This window comes from Faecalimonas nexilis, from assembly GCF_059731825.1.
In genome coordinates this window covers 229,332-247,665 of record NZ_AP029189.1, presented here as the reverse complement: position 1 = coordinate 247,665, position 18,334 = coordinate 229,332, and the positions used below count along the sequence as shown (strand labels likewise).

Below are 18,334 nucleotides of genomic sequence, written 5' to 3'. Positions count from 1 at the left end.
CCCTACCTCCTATCTTGATAAATCCTTTGTTTCCGGCTTTCTTGTCATTCCAATATTCGCCTCATATTTATCCATTCCATCCGGACACAGTTCCCTAAGCTTATCCACATTGAACAGATAAAGCGGATATTCGCAGAAACCGCTCCTTTGCGTGAATCCTGTAAACTCTCCAAGGTCATTGTCTGTAATAAACTTTTCAATATCCGGCATGTCATTCACATTCAGATATCCGCAGTAATTTGGTGCTGCAACCGACAAATTCACAGTCACATCCCCAAAAGGCTCCTCATATCCATCTTCATTACACATAAGACCGATAAACATTGCCCTGTTATTCATATACTGCTGGATATCAAATGTCACCTGCGTTTCTCCGGTTATGCTTGAATTATAAGTAACCTGTTTCTTTTCATTATCCATTTCTGCCTCCCTCTATAATCCAAATGCCTTGCTTGTAAGTGTCTGTGCACCCTTCACGCTTCCAACAGTCATTGCTATCGTAAATGTCATTTCACACAAATAAATAAGCGTCTGTGCCCAGTCAGCGTAACTTCCTGTAAATGCCGGAAGTCCTGCATTGATAAATGCATTACATACCACAATTGCAAGTGCCATCGTTACTGCCTCGAATACACACGAAAGAAAATATTTGCAGTAGGTAGCCATTGTATGACTGACCATTCTGTTTCCTGCCATTGTGGAGCATGCAATCGCACCAAGCGGCACAATAATCAGTATCTTTAAGAACCTGAAATACACTGTGTAAATGATAAAGAATCCACAGATAATAATGATGATTGCAAGCAAAGCTGTAAGTATCAGCATTACCAGACTCTCACCAAATCCGAGTCCCTTAATGATGTCTGCCTGTGTACTGTCAATGGCAAGCTGCGTCGTTGTCCCCGCAGATATAAGTCCCACCAGATTTCCTATGGAAGTAAAAAACGCTTTCATAATCGTGACATTATTTGCAACAAACCATTCTGCAAGTCCCAGTCGGATAAGCATACGAAATATAGACTCAAACCTCATCTCATCTTTTACATCTATGCTTTCCGAGCAGAAACCGATAACAAAGAACAGCACAACGAGGGAAGAGCCGACCGCTACAAAGACCGGCTCTATACCCTCAATGACTGCCCAGGGACCTCCGCCCTTGAAACTGACCGGTGACTGTCCAAGCATTGCAAAGACCAGGGATATCTGATTGTTCCAAAACCCAAACACTGCCTCAAGAAGTGCAAGGATCTTATCACCAAGCTTAAAAATATCCATACTTGTTATTCACCTCTTTCCTTTTACTAAAAGGGGAAATGCATTTCCCTAATCTTAGAAGCCTAAGAATGTCAGAACTGTTGAAATACCAGCCATCATGACACCTGCCACAATTCCTTTCAGAGCGGAGTTCATGGTAGATGAATCCTGCTGCTGGTAGGCTTGTGCGAACTCCATAACATTCTTTGCAAGAATGATGACACCAACCGCACCAATGACTGCAATGATAAGTGTCTTTAAATTCTCAAGCGGCTGTGTTACTGCGGAAGTACCTGTACCTGCTGCAAAACAGGTAGTGCTCATAAGCATTACTCCCATAAGTGCCCCGGATAATGCCGGAACGAATCTCTTTTTAAAATGAATGAATCTATTCTTCATGCCTTTCTCCTCCATCTGATTGTTGTTTGTTGTTGAAATAACCTGTTCTTTTCTCATGTTGTGTATCTCCTTTTTGATAAAAAAATAAGCCAGCAGGGATAATCCCTAACTGGCTGTTAAAAGTTACTCTATATGATCAGGCAATGCCTGTTGTAATGATTAAATCGGGCTTTTCCCGATATGTTTAGCTGTAACCACCTCCTTTCAAGGTGCAAAAAAAGCACCTTAACCATATTGGCTAAAGTGCTTGTATTAGTATGATATTAAATTGTTGTGAGTCAGACAAACTTGAAGTTTCCACTTTCCTGTACTTATGATTTTTCATCAAAGCGGCTGCATCATTTCAAGAATAATGCCATCCGGGTCTCTAAAATAAAAAGCTCGACTTTCCCCAAATCCATCTGCTCTAAAGTCGAAATACTGCGGTTCAGACAAGCAATCCACATGATTTTCGATAAAGGTTTTGTAGACCGAATCAATATCATCCGTGTAGAAGCACACTTCTGAGATAGAGGTTGTAAACAAATCCGATTGTGCTTTATGGATTTCGCTGTCTACAAACTGAATCAATTCGACTGGTGGTGCTTCAATAGCCTTCGAACCATTCAAATAAGCAACCCTTGCTTTACAATTTTTCTTACGGAACATTTTATCTGTTTCTTCGCCTTCCATAAAAAGTTCGCCTTGAAATTCAAGCCCGAGAATGTCCCTGTAGAAAGCAATGGAGCGATCTATATCAGAAACGGTTAAGCCCACATGATAAATTCTTCCAATCATATTTATAGCCTCCTGAGAAAATTGCGATTTGTAAAACACATTCTTTTTACATAGGCACAGTATACCACATTTCCTGTGCCTATGCGATATCATTTAATGCTTCTTCCGATATGAACTCATCTTCTCCACAGTAACCTCAGGATAGAAGTAAGTAAGAATCGTTGCTTTCGGAACTCCTGCGGCAAGTGCTTTCTTCACTTCCTCTTTCTGCTCCGGTGTATACGACCAGTGCAGCATTCGATTTGTGATGGTATCCTCCCATTTAGGCTTTTCCCTCTCAGGATTCCTTACAGGTTTAGCACCAGCACTTCCACGAGAAGCATTGGCACTCTCTGTTGCTTCCGACTTCTGCGATTCATCGACATACTCAAGCTCATTTGCCTGTTCCCTGTCAATCTTTGCTTTCTGCTCTGCTTCATCCTGCATGGAGAATCTTCTGCTTAATTCCGCATCACCAAGCATCATAAACTGCTCATAAGTAAGAGAATCTATATACACATTCTCGCCCTTATCCTTCAGCTTTTCATAATACTTAACTGCCTTGTCTGAAAGAATCTCAAATGGCGGACCGATAAGATTATCCGTTCCTCTTATCTGATGAACATATGGTTTTCCCTTACCATCTGCCGTCTGGTTAAACATCGGATGATTGAATGGTATAAACTTATTATCCATGATAGGATCAAAACCACGGATAAAGATAATACACTTTTTGTTATCCAGCTTTCTGACTTCATCGGGTGTAAACAATTCTCTTCCTAACACATCATAATTCCTTGATGAGCTTCCCTGTCTGCCCTTTGTCTCTCCACTTGACTTCTTATCAATCGTACCTTTTCCAAGCAACTCAGACACATACTTATGTGTACTCTGCTCATTTCCACCAAGATATATGAAAGTATCGCAGTTGCCGGGAATTGTCTCCCAGGTATCTTTAAAAAGTGCTTTTAACTGGGCAAAGTTCTGAATAATGATAATACTTGAAATCTCACGGCTTCGCATTGTCGATAACAGTGAACAGAAGTCATCTGGCAATGCGAATAGCGATAGGTAAGCCTCTGGCGTTTCCACCTCGGGCTTTTCCCCCGCTCCACACCGTGCGTGATAGTTTCCCATCACACGGCGTTCCACCGACTAAGATTACTTTTTAGTGCCTATATAGTCCTCGAATTGTATTTCCTCCAACTCTCTGTGTTTTCGGAGTTTATTGATTTTATCTTTCATTTCTTCGGTCAACTGTAAGTCTTTAAGCAACTTTCCAATTTTTACAGGATTCGTTGCTCCAACCAGTTCTGACACCTCTTTTGACAGGATAATCAAATTCCTGTAAGTGTCGTTTCGCTCTCCCTTACATGGTTTGATATGCACACATACCATATCTGATATTGACAGGGCATTGTGCGTTACCGCACATTTGCCTTTTTGTGCGATATATCTCGAAAGAGCGTTGTCTGCCATCTCCAACGTAGGGTAGAGATGTGCATTTTCCATCATGTATTTCATAACATCGTAGCTGATACAGTTTTCGATGTCTGAATACTTCCTCACATATTTATTGACTTCACGCCTTTTATATTTGGGGTATTCATAAGCCACATATCCAACAGGGATAATCATTCTTCCCTTTATCCATCGGAACTGCTTAGACTTTCCATACTTTTCCTGAATAAACTTGCTGGTTATCTCGCCTTGACGTTCTATGGGGTAACAGCGGTTATTATGATTCATGCCGTTACTTTTTCCCGTTACTTTAAAGGCGATTTCCGCAAAGTCTGCTGATACCATAGTTGCCATACAGTAATAGTTGTGCATTCCCATAACCATTGCATTATAAAGACTTATATTTCGGTCTATCTCGCTTTGTTTGCTCGGATTCTTTATGTCTTTCCAAACGTCACTTAGCTTTTTAATGACCTTTGCTTTACTCTTGTCTGCCATGTGGGAACGTATTACCCACTTACTGCCTTTTGGTACAACCTTAAATTTGATACCGAGGAAAGTAGTGTAATTCTTCCGCAAGTTTGTGATACCCGACTTTTCTCCACTGGTCTGTAAATGCAGATTTTCTGCCAACCAGAGTTTTGTGGCACACATTACCTTTTTCGCCGTTGCATAATCCCGACAGAATAGCTTAAAATCATCTGCATACCTTACGATATACATTTCTTTCAAATCGGTTTTTGCTCTCAGCTTATTCCATTTCTGCGTTCTGTCTACTGTGAGGACGTTTCCCTCTTTATCAGTCTTGTTAAACTCTAAACCTGTTTTACCCTCTTTGATTTTGAACATTTCCCACTGACTGGCAATCCACCAGTCCAGTTCATTCAATACAACATTTGCAAGAAGTGGGGATAGAATCCCCCCTGTGGTGTACCCGTTTCGGGAGTGATTATAATGTCATTGAACAGGATTTCCGCTTTCAGCATCTGCTTGATTATCATAATCAGCTTTCTGTCCTGTATGCCGATTCCCCACAACTGCCGAATCAACTTACTGTGGTCGATATTATCAAAGAAGCCAACAATGTCTACATCTACTACAAAGTGCAGATTCTGCAACTGTGCCATTTTATAGCATTGTGCGATTGCATTCTGAGTTGACCGATATGGTCTGAAACCATTGTTCCGCTCATGAAATTTCGCTTCACAAATCGGCTCCAGTATCTGTAAGATACACTGTTGTATCAGTCTGTCCCAAATACTCGGAATCCCTAATGGGCGGGTTTTTCCGTTGTCTTTCGGGATTTCAACTCGTCTAACCTTTTTTGGCTGATAATAGTTCAACTTATTTCTGACGGTTTTAATGACCGATTCGATGGGCAGTGACTGTATCGCTACAATCGTTTTCCCATCTGTGCCGGGAGTTTTGCTCCCACTATTTTTACAGATATTTCGATATGCAAGTATGATATTCTGCTCTGACACAATCAACGGCATGAGCCTGTCAAATGTCTTTCCATTCTGGCTGTCCTCAAATAATCGGTAGCCTGTTTCTTTAGCGTCATACCTTTCTGCATTTCGCTCTGCTTTGTTTACAATTCGTTTTGCCATAGTAACCAGCTCCTTATCAGAGAATGATTTTTTCTTAGTCGCACCACGACAGCTATGAAAATCTCCATTTTGGTGATTACTATATAGGCATGAAAGAAAATCTTAGTATCGGCTTGAGGCTATCCCTCCACCGCTTATTGTTACGGCTTCACAGGTACTGTGCCTCTACTCTCACAGCCACTAATGCACTTATTATAGAAAGGCTCTTTCAATCCCTTTCCTTTTCGATACAACTACGGTACTTTTTCCGCTGATACAGTCAGCTCCCGTATTGGCTGCTTTCCACGTTCCGCATAACTTAGGATTGTTGCCACTTAGGTCGTTCCTTTAGCCCTGCAAGCATTATCTTCGAGCGAATCCCTCAAGATACCTGTGTCCTGTAAACACAGAGGGCATTTCATACTAACAACTTTTACTTTGCCCCGCTTGCGTACCCATTGGTACACTTGCATTTCTGCAAGCCATTCGTTTAGAGCCGTACATTCGGAATCTTTGTCAGACCGCCTTTTTGGTCATTCTAACCATATGGCAACCCCACCCGCACCGTCACACACAACCCGTACCTCTACGAATCTTTCCTCGCCATTAAGCGTTAGGGTGTGCTTCGCACGACTTCCCCGAGCTTATAACCCCAACCGTCTGTATTCGGCTGACGCTATTCGGAGTATTAGTGAATCCCCTTCAGGGCGTTACCCCGTCATTTGAGATTTCAGTTATGCAGTTCTCTAAAACCACATTTATTTAATTGTTTGTGACTTTAGGCTACGCTTTTGTCGGTTATTCCCACCGTTTTAGGCGTAGAACGTGTCACACCATTCGCAAATTCATCTAACATAAATGTCACATGGATAGGCAATCTGCCTCCACAGTTAAAGTCCGCCTGATAGTACAATTCCTGAAATATCTGCGTGTATAACATACCGATAATGAAGTTATAGGATTTGTCACTATCAGGGATTACACAAAAGAGTGCTGTCTTTGTCTCTCCATCCCCATTCACTCCAATACCGATATCGGACAGATTAAGCTCATCTTTTGAGAGTAGTCGTAAAACCTGCTTATTCTCAAGAAATGCAAGTCTTGAGTTTGCACTTATGATAATGGAACGGACTGTATCTCCTGCACCTCTCATACATTTGTTGTACTGCTTGACTGCCGGATGATTGGCTCCAAGTGGTGAACTTTCCTCTAAAAACTTCATACGCACATCCAACTTCGATGCTTTTCCCTGTTCTGTAACCTCTGCTTCTCCAAGAAGTTTAAGTACTGTCTCAAAGTTTCTCTTTGCCGGCTGTACCTCCAGCCACACATAATAAAAGATAGCCTGTAAGAACAATCCTTCCGCCTTTTCCCAGAACGGATCACTTGGTGTCGCTCCCTTTGGTGTCGTATTGCTGATAAGGTTTGTAATCAGCTTGACCACATCTGTTTCCTCTCTGATATAGGAAAATGGATTGTAACAGTCTGATTTATCCATCTCTAACAGATTAATGACTTTCAGGTTATATCCGTTATTTTTTAACATCTGCCCGCAGCTTCTAAGGATTTATAGCGATAGGTAAGGCTTTGAAGTAATCTCCACCTTTTCCCCCGCTCTACACCGTACATGATGCTTTCGCATCATACGGCGTGCCATCATACTCAAGTAAATTTATAAGTTATCTTTTCTTAATTGGTAGTAATCCATAATTTTCACGCAATCGGTTGAATCTCCGTCTTTGCTTGTCGTCCATATTGAATCTCTTCATTATTCTGATAGTTTCTGAAATATCCTCTGTCATAACAGCTCGCCATATTTCCTCTGAAATAAATGCGATATTAGTATGCTTGTCTGTACCACCTTCACCTACTGGAATTTTCCTTATACATTTCATTTGATGTACATTCAGCCTATTTCCCATGACATAGCAGTTCCCCTGTTGCACGAGGTATGCAGAAATACTATTATCATTAAATTCAATGCTTTCATTAGGATTCCTATACTTCATCACATTTCGTAATTCCTGTGTTTCTACACATTGGACAGATTTATGAATCTTTTCTCTTCCTTTTGCTGTATAGCTGGTAATATCTTGTGAGAAATTTATAGGATGTTTGTGATGAACTCCTGTAAGTGGCAGTAGTGGCATTTTGCCTACTGTTATAATTTTGGTTTCTTTCTTGATTCCTACAGTTTTCTGTTGAAATTCATAGGGCGTTTCCGCAAACGGAATTGTACTTCCAATACATGATAATCTGGTTCTAAAGGTTGGTAAGAGAGCGTAATTAACATCCGTTAGATTGTTATATATGTTGGTAGCAATACAGTAATAATTCTGTATCCCTATCACTGCCATGTTATAGGCATTGATTCTACCAACAGTTGTGTGTTTCCTTATATTAATCACTTTTGCCTTTAATTCAGCAGTAATCTTTTTGATGGCTTTATCGCTCATATCAGTTTTAGCAATGTATCCATATCTGGTCTTGCCTTTTGGCAGGACTTTAATTTTGAATCCCAGAAAATCAGAAGAGTTCTTTCGGAGATTAACAACTTTGGACTTCTCCGGACTAATGTCGAGTTTTAATCTTGACTTTAAAAAGTCTATTGTCGCATGATAATATCTTTGTGCATCAGTATAACTTCTGCACATAATTTTAAAATCATCAGCGTAACGCACCACATACCCATCTTTTAGATTTGTATATTTTCGTGCATAACTCAACCAGCCCTTACTTCCTTTCATGTTGCCTTTCTTCACTCCATTTGGTGTAAAAGTCTCCCACTGGCTACTTACCCACCAATCAAGTTCATTCAGCACAATGAGCGAAAGTAGCGGACTAATCAGCCCACCTTGCGGTGTACCCTTGTCCGGTATTCCTTCTCCTTCAATTTCTGATTTTAATATTTTGCTAATGATACATAGCAATCGTTTATCTCGTATACCTAATGTCCATATCTGTTTTAGCAGCTTTCCGTGGTTTACATTATCAAAGAAGCCCTTGATGTCCACATCCACACAATAATAATGTTTATACATATTTACCATGCTGACAACTCTGCTGACCGCATGGTGGGCATCTCTATTTTGCCGGAATCCATATGAGTGATTATGAAACTTAGGTTCACAAATCGGCTCTAACACCTGTAGGATACACTGTTGTATCAATCTATCCCAGATACATGGAATCCCTAACGGACGCTTTTTATCGCTTCCGGGCTTAGGAATAAAGACCCTCCTGACTGATTGCGGATGATAATCTGCTAATTGTTTTCTGACAGTTTCAATTACTTCCCTGTCCGATAGACCTTTGATATCCTCGATTGTTTTACCATCTGTACCAGCGGTTTTACTTCCGCTATTGGTTTTTAGGTTTCGGTATGCCAGGCAAATATTCTGCTCTGAACCGATAATTTCTAATAACTTATAAAAGTTGTTACCATTTTTGCTCTGCTGATACAACTCATCGAATGCTTTCTGCATATCGTAATATTCGTTGTACCGGAGCTTAGCTTTCTTTTGTATGGTCTGTAACCTCCTATCTGGGAGTTATTACATCTCTTAGTCTTACTCGAACCCATACCATTTGTAACTTATTTACTCTAATATATGACTAGTGGCTATCCCTCCACCGCTTGTTATCACGGTTTCATCGGTACTATGCCACCGCTTTCACTGACATTATCTCCCTTATATCATCGCTAATCTCACGATGACTTTCCCGTTCGATACGTTTCATAGACAGTAAAATCTCCACGCTGTCAGCTTACGACGTTCCGAATGCGTTATCTGTTCCTATATACCCGTAGGTTCCCATCTCTGAGCCTGCTACCACATCAATGCCTGTAACATTGCACGGATTTTCATAAAGGCAGAAGTCTTACTCACCCGCAGTAGCAACACTAGTTGTGTTACTAAGCATTTATACTTAGTCCCGATATAGACCCGTACATTCGAGGGTTCGTCAGTGGATTATGTAACATCCACCATTCTAACCATAGGTATTTTATAGACTCCCGGCATATAGGATACACCATCCACCTCTGGACAGCTTTCGTCAACTACTATTGTTACGGTATCTCTCTGCCGACTTCACCGGGCTTCTGACATTTCAATGTTTACTCATTTCCATGCCAGCCGGAGTATTAGAGTAGCCTTTCAGGGCGTTACCCCTTCATTCGACTATTCACGCATTCAGTTCTCCAACTCGAACTAATTTCATTACAATAAACAATGATTCAGTTGAGATGTGCCAGTCCTTTTCAGACTGGAACGTCTCGCACCTCCCTTTGGATCGGTACAGATAAAGGAACAGTTATGCGGCATCTGCATCAGATTCGGCTTTACTTCATAAAATGTTTTTCCTGCTCCGGAACCACCACAGATAAGGATATTTCCATTGAGCTTGAGTCTCCTGAAATCCAGCGACATCTTCACATTCTGGCTGAGTATCCGGTTGAAATTTTCATCCTTATCTGCAAGTATCTTGTTGACCTGCTTCGGATTTTCAAATCTTGCCGTACCAAATTCTTTGCCAGGCATATAGTTTCTCTGACTGGTGTAATACATGACAATAGCCATCGCATAGATACCTAATGCAATGGCTACTGCTTTTACTGTATTGGAATTGTAATAATTGGCAAAAGGAACAGCACATACTTCATTGAATCTGTCCATAAATTCATTAAAGGCAATCCCTTCCGTCCACGCACCATTTATCAGATAACCAAGATACCCTGCTAACACTGCACCCACAAGGATGAATATCAGTGACGGCATTTTCTTTGTTGTCTGCATAGGCTGCTACCTCGCTTTCTTTGTGGTAACAGTTTTCTTCTGTGTGGTCTTTTTCTGCTGCTTCTGCACTTTCTCGTAACGCTCCCTGACAGATGACTCCACCTTGTCGTAGTGAGTATAAAGCTCGGTTCCTTTCTGGGTTGTCACCACACGATTCTGCTCATCGTAGAGCTTATAATCCTTGGTTGAATCAAGGAAGGTAAGCATTGTCTTTCCACCATGAATCTCCATGATGTTTTCCTTACGGAGCCATACATATCTTGCCTCTTCTCCCCATGTGCCGGGAACTCTGGTCTTAACAGCATGGTCATTTTCTTCGATAATCAGCTTCTTGCTGATTGTCACATCTGACAGGTTCGCATTTTTTGATGCTGCAACTGCCCTCATTCTCTCAGCAAGGTCCTGATAACCTCTGACACGATTGATAAATGCATCCTTGTCCATCATGACTGTATGGGTGCCATCTTCATTCTTGCTGCCAAGCACACCGATTGTCTCAAGCTGTCTGATAACACTTTCAGCCTGCTCACCATTGATACTGAAATTCTCCTTGACCTGATCCACACTGATAGCTTTCTTTTCCATTGCAAACATTCCGACCTTTTCGATCAGTCCGTCAATAGCGGTATTAACCCTATCCCCTTCTATCGTGTGGCTTTTCTCGTTTCCCTGCTGTTTCTTCAAAAAATCCATCAGCTTGCCAAGGGATTTTTCATCTCCATTCTTCAGATAATCGTCAAATGTGGCAATCTTACCAAACTTGAGCTTCTGTATCATCATATTCACACGGGGAACTGCCTCTGTATGAAAGATTACCTCACTCAGTCCATCTTTCCTGTTACAGTCTGGAAGTACCGAATACAGGATTCCATACTTCTTTGCCATCTTTTCAACCTTTTTCATATCTTCGGTATTAAACTGCAACACCTGTAAATCGCCACCTTTTAAGATCAGCTTTCTCATGGATGTCTTGCCAAGTGACTTTTCATAATCAAGCATCCCTTTTAAGAAATCTATTGCCTTCTGCATGGCAGCAATGCCGCCGCTTCCTACCTTCATGGCAATCTCAATGCCATCATAAGCTACACGGATGATCTGCACCGCTTCCTGAATCTCTTCTGCCATTATCGCACCTCCACTTTCTCTCTGACTGTTGTTTTAAGTGTTTCTGTCTCTGTAGTACGGATTTCCTCGGCTGATACATCAATACCATAAGCAGTCAAAATATCTGCCAGATGATTGATTGCTTTCTCCTCCTCGATACGATACATTTCAAGTGCCACAAGCAGGTTTTCCACCTGTTCCACCCATGCAGGCTTCATATCATATTTAGACCTGTATGTGACCATAATCTCGTCCGACTCAGCCTTATCCGCTGAATGTGCCAAAGCTTCAATAAGAGAAATCGTGTCTTCCTTGCTGCCACTTCTGAATGCGAACTGGACAACAAAGTTTTTCTCTTCCTCTGTAAACTGATGCTCCACACCATTCATTTCTGTTACTGCTTCATTTACTACTGCTAAATTCATAAGTTCCTCCTAATCTGCCATGCTGTTTTCAAGCACAGCAATCTCAATGATCTCCTTCATCTTTTCCGCTGAAATGTTGTTGTTTATAAGCTCTACAAGCTGTGACTCAGTAAGTCCCTTTTCTATTGCACTCTTAATCTGCACAAGCTGCGCCGGAACAAGGTCTCCCGATGCAACCAGCTTTACAATGTCTGCTCTTGACTTTTTCTTAAATGACAGTCTTGCAAAAAGACTTGCCACTCCGCTGTTGCTGCTCTTTCTCACACTTCGCTCAATCGGAAGTCTCTGCACCACATTTCCAGTACCATCAACTACCGGAATCTGATAATAGACCGGAATTCCATTTGCCACAGCCTGCATATTCTGAGGAACTGCAACTGTATCAACCATCTTTTTATCTGCCTGTAATACGGACTGGCTTTCCTGCGGCTCTGCCTTACTTTCTGCCTCTTTCTTATTCTCTGTGGCAACACTTATGATCTTATCTTCCAATGACTCTATTCTGTCTCCCATACGCTTCATCTCCTTATCCTTTTTCTCAATATCATCCCTGAGTCTTGCAATCGTACTGCTTGCCTTATTCAGTTCATTCTGCTGACTGTTGATAAGAGCGTCCTTATCCTGGTTCTCCTTGACCAGACGCTCCCTGACTTCCTCGTCATCTTTGGAAGTTTCTATTTCAGAAAGCTTCTTATTCAGGGCATCATACCTTTCATTCTGATGATTGATCTTTGCAACCACTTCATCCATCTGAGCTACAAGACTTTTCACATACTCTAAATCCTGTGGCATCTGCTCTTTGGCTTTATTAAGCTTTTCTAATACCACATCAAACATCCTGCGCATGTTTACTGCTGTATCATCTTTTTGGACTACCTCTCTGATTGCATCAATCGGCACACCTTTTTCATAGTAATCCAATGCTGTCTGCATCTTAGGTGCTGCCATCCTGCTATCTTTCAGCAGCGTTAACAACTCTTCTGATACACCCTTATGCAGACATTTTGATAACACCTTCATCTGCTCAATGTCATAACTTTTGTTCAGATACAGACCAATTTCATCATCAGTCAGTCCATATTCATAATCGCTTTTGACAAGAGCAATGACCTCACTATCCATATGCTTATTACGAAGAATCTGTATCTTTCTCTCAATCGCCATTTCACTTAATGGCTCTCTTTTTTCTTCCATATATGCCTCCTAACCACTAAAAAAACAGCCTAACGTACCGGCTGTTCTTTTCTGTCTCTTATTATTTCTTTGTCATACTGCTTCTCTTCTGCCGAAGCTGATACAGTAAGTTCCTTCCATATTGATCTTCCAAGGCTAAGTTCTTTTGATACTGCCCGTTCTGCCTTACAGTCCTGTGCATACTTGCTCTCATATTTCTTTCTAAGACTCTCGACCTCTTCCACACTGTATCCCTGTGCTAAAAGCTCTGTGTTAAGCCTTTCCCATGCATTATGCTCATCTTCAAAGAAGGTATCCCCACTCTGATAACACGATTCCGCATCATCAAGCTCCCGGATCTGTTCAGCCTTCTCAAAAATATCTTTGAATCTTTCCTTAGCCTTATAAGTCTTACTCTTTTCCTTTGATGCTTCTTTTTTCTTATCCGTCAGATTACCAAGTACCGACACAAGTTCTTCCGCACTCTCAATCTTATGCCTTACCAGAAATAGATACTGCTCCTGCAGCTTATGCATCTTTCGGATATCATCCTTATACTTCCATACCTGACTATATGGCTTCTTTTTCAGCTTTCCAATCCGGTAAAGCTTTGCATAATATCTTTTCTGCAAGCCTGACATCTTTGCCCGGCGGTATCTTTTGACATAGCACTTTACTATCGCTACCTGTTTTTCCTCATTCTGTGACTGGTAAAAAGATAAATCTTCCTTAGCAATACGCTCCACAATAGCTTCCTGTGAATAATTCTCGCCAAGAGTCTTACATCTTCTGAATCTTGTCATCCCCTGTGGTCTGACTGCCAGATGCTTTCCCTGCTTGACCTCATATCCTTTTTCCGACAGCAGCTCCAGAAATCCACTGAAGTCATTTGCCTGTAAAATGCAGGCATCAAGATCTCTTTTTATCATATCTGCCCACACAAAGCTGCCTTCACGATATTCGCTCCAGTCCTTATAATTCTCGTGCTGTTTCTCTTTGCTGCCATCCTCCACATCTATAATGGAAAGACCATACTCCTGACACAGCTTATTGGTAATCGGTTGGATATACTTTGCCCAGTCACCTTTCTCGTAGCGATACTTTTTCCCATCCACAAAGCTTACACTGTTAAATACAATGTGTGAATGAACATGGTCTGTATTATCATGAACCACAAATACCGCTTCATAGGCATTACCAAGATATTCTGCTACAAACTTCTGTGTTATCTCAAAAGCCCTGTCCGGTTCCACCTCATCCTCTTTGAAAGAAAGAATGATATGATACCCCTGCCGCTTGTCTGTTTTTCCAAACTGCTTCTTTGTATCCATCATCTGCTCAAAAGCCATATCTGTCTGGCAGTTTATGGCTCCCACAAGTCTTCCTCCCTGCGTTTTCTCAGGATTCATCACATAATCCAGTGCCCGCTTTAAATGCCTTGCATGAAAAGAATTCCCGCTGTCCTTCATGTGAAGTATCTTACTGATTGCCAATCTTTACCACCGCCTCGCTGACAGACTGAATCAGCTTTTTCATATATGCCACAAGCTGTTCCTTATCTTTCTTGGAATACAGCTGTGCATTGCTGTTAAATACAATCTGATTGATGTTAATGCCGATACGGTTTACCTCATTAATAAGCTCTTTAAGAAGTTTCCTTACTTCCGGATAATCATTTGGTTTCTGACTGATTAGAAGCCTGATATATTCGGCTTCATTCATTCCATTAGCCTTTGCCTTATCAGAAAGCACCTTCGCTTCCTGTGGCATAAGTCTTAGTGTTTTCCTTATACAATGAACTTTATCCGCCATAGAATCACCTTCCTCTCTTACCCGTACTGTATTCTCTTACTCCTTCTGCTACTGTTACAGCAGCTTTTTCCAGTTCTTTATTACCCAGCTGGGCAATAACCCTGTCTGCAAGCTCTGTGGCAACTTCTATAAGTTCCTTACCATAACTGGTTTTATCAAACAATCTGTCCAGTCTCTTTTCATCTGCTTTCAGACTTTCATACCTGCTCTGATACTCGTTATAGTCGTTAAAATCCTTTGGATCACTCCTGTGTGCTTCCGCATCAAGTATCAGTTCATAGTTCCATTCACAGACAATATCTATAACATCATCAATTGGATATGGTTCTATCTCGCCATTTTCTTCAGCAATATCCTGCCTGTACATCTTCCCATCTGAATCTATGCCAATGGCATAATCATGTCCTTCCATATAGTTAAGCAGAATTGCAGCATCTTCTATCGAAGGGTTTAGTAAGATATCAAATGTGTCTGCCCAGGCAATAAGTTCCTCTGGTTCTGCGATTATTGTAAGTTCTTTATCCATTGCTTTCCTGCACCTCCCTTATCCGTGTTTTGTATATCTCTTCCACCCACACGCCTGTCTGAATCTCTTAGGTTTACGGCTAGATACGCATTAGAGACATCTCTGTCCTAATGCCATCTAGTTAGGGAGAAAATCTCCCTAAAACCCTCTGTTTATGAAAGTGGGGGCGCTTTTTGCCCCCACTTTGCTACTTTGGGGGCGCTTTCTGCCCCCACTTTGTTATTTTGGGGGCGCTTTCTGCCCCCACTTTTATTTTTACTTCAGTCCGGATTTTGTCGTGTCCAAATTGTGGGGGCGCTTTTCGCCCCCACTTTGACATTTTGGGGGCGCTTTCTGCCCCCACTTTGCTGTTTTGGGGGCGCTTTCTGCCCCCACACATCAAAATCCGGTTTCTCATGCCCTGACTGGTTCATCTGCTAGCTTATTCATCCTGTTCAGATTAAGCTTTGCCGCTACAAGCCACTCGTTGTAATCCTTATATCCGGCAGGTGGCGGACAGTCTTCTACCTCATATCCAAGCTCATAATACTTTCTCATAAGTTCAGCTGCTGCTTTTCTCCCCGGCTCATCTCCATCAAGGCAGAACCGGATGGAAGTAATCTGCGGATGTTCCCGAAGAAAAGTCTCAAGTGGGGCATCTGCAAGCATCCCAAGTGCCAGCTTATTCGATTCATAATCTGTGAAAATATCCACATAACTCATAAGGTCGATTGCAGCCTCAAATACTACAAGCTCTGTACTGTTTTCATTTACCACATTAAATCCATAGTTCTTATCATTGCCTGTGACATCACACTTGAATGGCTTGCCCTGCTTATCAAACACTCCACGCATACTTGCAAACCTTGTCACTCCATTCTTATCGTTTCCCTTGAAAACGACATTATGGTAATGCCTGCTCTCATAAATCAGTCCTTCTTTTAAAAACAGATCTATGACTGCCCTGCTGATTCCTCTCTCCTGATTCAGATATGAAATAAGATAGGAATTATCTCCTGCCGGTCCTGGTAGTACAAACTGCTTTCTCTCCTCAGCCTGCTTTTTCGCTACCTGATGAACAAGAGGCTGCTTTACAGGATTCTCGATTCTTCTGTATCCTGCAAAATCTAAAAGCCAGAACACAGCCTCTTTTACACTCATTCCACAAAATACCCGTAAGAAATCTATCTGTGAGCCGCCATTGTTGCCTTTGTCAAACTGCCTTGACCATCTGTACCAATGGCTTCTGTTATAGATACGAATGGAATCCATCTCCTTTAAAGTGTGGTATTTGCCAATCCTCTTTACTGTATACCCAAGGCTTTCTGCAACTGCACACAGGTCAACACTCTTTGCTATGGCAAGCTCTTCATCCGTAAATCTTCCATCCATGCTTTCACCTTGCCTTTCCCTGCTCTGCTACAAGCGGTGACTTGATATCAAGTGTCCGGTAATCAGTGCTCAGGGTAATCTTAGGATTATCAATCATGCCTTTTTCCCTGAAACTGAAAAATTCACGATTGTCTCCACCAACTATGATATGGTCAATGAGCGGTATTCCCATCAGTTCACACAGCTTGTTCATGCGGTCTGTCATCATCGTGTCTGCCTTGCTTGGGAATACATTCCCGGATGGATGACAATGGATTAACATCATGCTTGCCGCATTGCTTAGGATACTTGATTTAAACAGCTCTCTCGGATGTGCCATTGCCTCATTTAAAGAACCAACACTTGCAAAATGCACATTGATAGGTTTTAAATCTGACCTTAGATTGACCACACACACTACTTCCCTGTCAAACTGGCACATACAGTCTCCCATGACAGCAGCTATATCCGCCGGATTGTTAAAGGTGTGCTCCGAATAAATCGGAGCATCCTTTACAAGTCTTACCGAAACCACATCAAGCTTGAAGTCATTCTTCTTTGGCATCAGACACCGCCTCCTCTCCAGACTCGACACGGATAACAAAGTCACCTTTCTGGCTGTTTATGAGAGCAATGAGTTCTTCCATTGTAAGTTCCTGCTCCATAACTGCCTCCTATCTGGACTTTTCCTTCGCATCATATACAAGGGGAGGTTCTGCAACGATACCATCAAGTCTCTTGTTTGGTGTATCAGTTGCAAGGGTGAGTTTTCTTAAATCCTTATCATAGTGATATACCTGATTGGAAAGTCTCTCGTCCAAAGACACCTCCTGCATATTTACCTCGACTACCATCTGTGCTAGCATCTCAGGGCTTCCCATATCTGAAGATACTGCAATAACCTCATGCACGCTCGAAGGGAGAATATAAAGGTCACTCTCTAGACTCTCTGCCAGCTCATGAAGCTCATTCTCATAAAGCATGGATGCTGCGCCATTGATACCCTTTTCATTGGAAATCACCCACATCGTCTGCTCCGGTGGAATCTCAGCTATCATCATCTCTGCGATCTCCTGTGGCATCCCATCCCTTGCGAACATTTCTTTCATAATGTCATTCATGCTACGAACGACAGGTGGAAAGAGTCTTCTTGTGTTTTCCGCTGCACACTTAAAGAGCTGTTCCTCGCTCATTCCAAGTCTTTTCGCAAATTCATTTGTAATTTTTGAACTCTGTACCGCATCCTTATCTGCACTGATTATTACCTTATACACAATAGAAAGATCCTGGAACTCTCTGTGCGGCACCTGTTCCAAAAATGTTTTATTCTGCTCTGTATTGATGAGCTGGAATACAATCTTCTCGTTAGCATCCTTCATAATGCTGTCCACATCAACAACCGGAGCCTGCTCATATGCCCTTTCCATGAAGTCACATGCAGCCATAAGTGTTTCCTCAAGATCACCACAGTCCTGATACTTCTTATACATGTCATTGATATAAATCGTAGGCGAAATATTCCTGCCTTCCTCTCTTAAGATGATGCCATCAAGAGTCACATTCACCTTTTCCACGGGTTCTGCCACAAGCTCCATTCCTTTGAACTTCTCAGGCATATAATCCATAAACTTTTCTTTTACTACTTCCTTAAAAATCTCGTAATTCATCATATTACGGTTCCTCCTT

The 18,334-nt window shown here is 41.7% G+C and carries 16 protein-coding genes and 3 pseudogenes; all 19 read right to left on the bottom strand.

The features are described 5' to 3' along the window. Positions 1-9 precede the first annotated feature (9 nt). On the bottom strand, positions 10-420 hold the full coding sequence (locus AC6I5B_RS01170; RefSeq protein ID WP_006858871.1) for a DUF4313 domain-containing protein: 411 nt from the start codon (positions 418-420) through the stop codon (positions 10-12). Between the two features lie 12 nt (positions 421-432). Next, the gene (locus AC6I5B_RS01165) at positions 433-1,275 is read right to left on the bottom strand and encodes a VirB6/TrbL-like conjugal transfer protein, CD1112 family (RefSeq protein ID WP_004611540.1); all 843 of its coding nucleotides are present in this window, start codon (positions 1,273-1,275) and stop codon (positions 433-435) included. Between the two features lie 54 nt (positions 1,276-1,329). After that, the gene (locus AC6I5B_RS01160) at positions 1,330-1,710 is read right to left on the bottom strand and encodes an electron transporter RnfA (protein WP_173783923.1); all 381 of its coding nucleotides are present in this window, start codon (positions 1,708-1,710) and stop codon (positions 1,330-1,332) included. Positions 1,711-1,977: 267 nt separating this feature from the next. Then, the gene (locus AC6I5B_RS01155; protein WP_147592047.1) at positions 1,978-2,430 is read right to left on the bottom strand and encodes a VOC family protein; all 453 of its coding nucleotides are present in this window, start codon (positions 2,428-2,430) and stop codon (positions 1,978-1,980) included. 93 nt (positions 2,431-2,523) lie between these two features. Next, a pseudogene (locus AC6I5B_RS01150) lies at positions 2,524-3,468 on the bottom strand (type IV secretory system conjugative DNA transfer family protein); the annotation flags it as partial. A 102-nt stretch (positions 3,469-3,570) separates the two neighbouring features. Then, on the bottom strand, positions 3,571-4,758 hold the full coding sequence (locus tag AC6I5B_RS01145; RefSeq protein WP_243097876.1) for an RNA-dependent RNA polymerase family protein: 1,188 nt from the start codon (positions 4,756-4,758) through the stop codon (positions 3,571-3,573). Then, positions 4,755-5,480, bottom strand: coding sequence for a reverse transcriptase domain-containing protein (locus AC6I5B_RS01140; RefSeq protein WP_201885414.1), 726 nt, complete (start codon positions 5,478-5,480; stop codon positions 4,755-4,757). The genes AC6I5B_RS01145 and AC6I5B_RS01140 overlap by 4 nt, the downstream gene beginning before the upstream one ends. Before the next feature lie 814 nt (positions 5,481-6,294). Further along, positions 6,295-7,026 (bottom strand): annotated as a pseudogene (locus tag AC6I5B_RS01135) (type IV secretory system conjugative DNA transfer family protein); the annotation flags it as partial. Positions 7,027-7,138: 112 nt separating this feature from the next. After that, positions 7,139-8,986 carry a group II intron reverse transcriptase/maturase gene (gene ltrA / locus AC6I5B_RS01130; protein WP_062807359.1) on the bottom strand — a complete coding sequence of 616 codons (1,848 nt, stop codon included), beginning with the start codon at positions 8,984-8,986 and terminating at the stop codon, positions 7,139-7,141. Between the two features lie 744 nt (positions 8,987-9,730). Beyond that, positions 9,731-10,258: pseudogene (locus AC6I5B_RS01125) on the bottom strand (type IV secretory system conjugative DNA transfer family protein); the annotation flags it as partial. A 6-nt stretch (positions 10,259-10,264) separates the two neighbouring features. Further along, the gene (locus tag AC6I5B_RS01120; RefSeq protein WP_118726443.1) at positions 10,265-11,383 is read right to left on the bottom strand and encodes a PcfB family protein; all 1,119 of its coding nucleotides are present in this window, start codon (positions 11,381-11,383) and stop codon (positions 10,265-10,267) included. Further along, positions 11,383-11,787 (bottom strand): hypothetical protein, encoded by a 405-nt coding sequence (locus AC6I5B_RS01115; protein WP_006858865.1) that lies wholly within the window; start codon positions 11,785-11,787, stop codon positions 11,383-11,385. Before AC6I5B_RS01115 ends, AC6I5B_RS01120 begins: the two co-directional genes overlap by 1 nt. Before the next feature lie 9 nt (positions 11,788-11,796). Further along, positions 11,797-12,981, bottom strand: coding sequence for a hypothetical protein (locus AC6I5B_RS01110; protein WP_497773538.1), 1,185 nt, complete (start codon positions 12,979-12,981; stop codon positions 11,797-11,799). A gap of 29 nt (positions 12,982-13,010) precedes the next feature. Continuing rightward, positions 13,011-14,453 (bottom strand): relaxase/mobilization nuclease domain-containing protein, encoded by a 1,443-nt coding sequence (locus AC6I5B_RS01105; RefSeq protein WP_497773537.1) that lies wholly within the window; start codon positions 14,451-14,453, stop codon positions 13,011-13,013. Beyond that, positions 14,440-14,772, bottom strand: coding sequence for a plasmid mobilization protein (locus tag AC6I5B_RS01100; RefSeq protein ID WP_497773536.1), 333 nt, complete (start codon positions 14,770-14,772; stop codon positions 14,440-14,442). Before AC6I5B_RS01100 ends, AC6I5B_RS01105 begins: the two co-directional genes overlap by 14 nt. A 4-nt stretch (positions 14,773-14,776) precedes the next feature. Then, positions 14,777-15,298: a multidrug transporter gene (locus tag AC6I5B_RS01095; protein WP_497773535.1), complete on the bottom strand. Its 522-nt coding sequence runs from the start codon at positions 15,296-15,298 to the stop codon at positions 14,777-14,779. 393 nt (positions 15,299-15,691) lie between these two features. Continuing rightward, positions 15,692-16,669: a DUF3991 domain-containing protein gene (locus AC6I5B_RS01090; protein ID WP_497773534.1), complete on the bottom strand. Its 978-nt coding sequence runs from the start codon at positions 16,667-16,669 to the stop codon at positions 15,692-15,694. 4 nt (positions 16,670-16,673) lie between these two features. Then, positions 16,674-17,213 carry a JAB domain-containing protein gene (locus AC6I5B_RS01085; RefSeq protein WP_004611525.1) on the bottom strand — a complete coding sequence of 180 codons (540 nt, stop codon included), beginning with the start codon at positions 17,211-17,213 and terminating at the stop codon, positions 16,674-16,676. Between the two features lie 109 nt (positions 17,214-17,322). Then, a complete protein-coding gene (locus AC6I5B_RS01080) occupies positions 17,323-18,318 on the bottom strand; it encodes a DUF5688 family protein (protein ID WP_268804341.1) in 996 nt (331 codons plus the stop codon). Positions 18,319-18,334: the final 16 nt, after the last annotated feature.

Excerpts from the sequence above, each read along its gene's own strand:
- AC6I5B_RS01095 (WP_497773535.1), bottom strand. The coding sequence starts at position 15,298 with ATGGATAAAGAACTTACAATAATCGCAGAACCAGAGGAACTTATTGCC.
- AC6I5B_RS01080 (WP_268804341.1), bottom strand. The coding sequence starts at position 18,318 with ATGATGAATTACGAGATTTTTAAGGAAGTAGTAAAAGAAAAGTTTATG.
- AC6I5B_RS01155 (WP_147592047.1), bottom strand. The coding sequence starts at position 2,430 with ATGATTGGAAGAATTTATCATGTGGGCTTAACCGTTTCTGATATAGAT.
- AC6I5B_RS01100 (WP_497773536.1), bottom strand. The coding sequence starts at position 14,772 with ATGGCGGATAAAGTTCATTGTATAAGGAAAACACTAAGACTTATGCCA.
- AC6I5B_RS01165 (WP_004611540.1), bottom strand. The coding sequence starts at position 1,275 with ATGGATATTTTTAAGCTTGGTGATAAGATCCTTGCACTTCTTGAGGCA.
- AC6I5B_RS01160 (WP_173783923.1), bottom strand. The coding sequence starts at position 1,710 with ATGAGAAAAGAACAGGTTATTTCAACAACAAACAACAATCAGATGGAG.
- AC6I5B_RS01110 (WP_497773538.1), bottom strand. The coding sequence starts at position 12,981 with ATGGAAGAAAAAAGAGAGCCATTAAGTGAAATGGCGATTGAGAGAAAG.
- AC6I5B_RS01140 (WP_201885414.1), bottom strand. The coding sequence starts at position 5,480 with ATGGCAAAACGAATTGTAAACAAAGCAGAGCGAAATGCAGAAAGGTAT.
- AC6I5B_RS01170 (WP_006858871.1), bottom strand. The coding sequence starts at position 420 with ATGGATAATGAAAAGAAACAGGTTACTTATAATTCAAGCATAACCGGA.
- AC6I5B_RS01115 (WP_006858865.1), bottom strand. The coding sequence starts at position 11,787 with ATGAATTTAGCAGTAGTAAATGAAGCAGTAACAGAAATGAATGGTGTG.
- AC6I5B_RS01120 (WP_118726443.1), bottom strand. The coding sequence starts at position 11,383 with ATGGCAGAAGAGATTCAGGAAGCGGTGCAGATCATCCGTGTAGCTTAT.
- AC6I5B_RS01085 (WP_004611525.1), bottom strand. The coding sequence starts at position 17,213 with ATGCCAAAGAAGAATGACTTCAAGCTTGATGTGGTTTCGGTAAGACTT.
- AC6I5B_RS01090 (WP_497773534.1), bottom strand. The coding sequence starts at position 16,669 with ATGGATGGAAGATTTACGGATGAAGAGCTTGCCATAGCAAAGAGTGTT.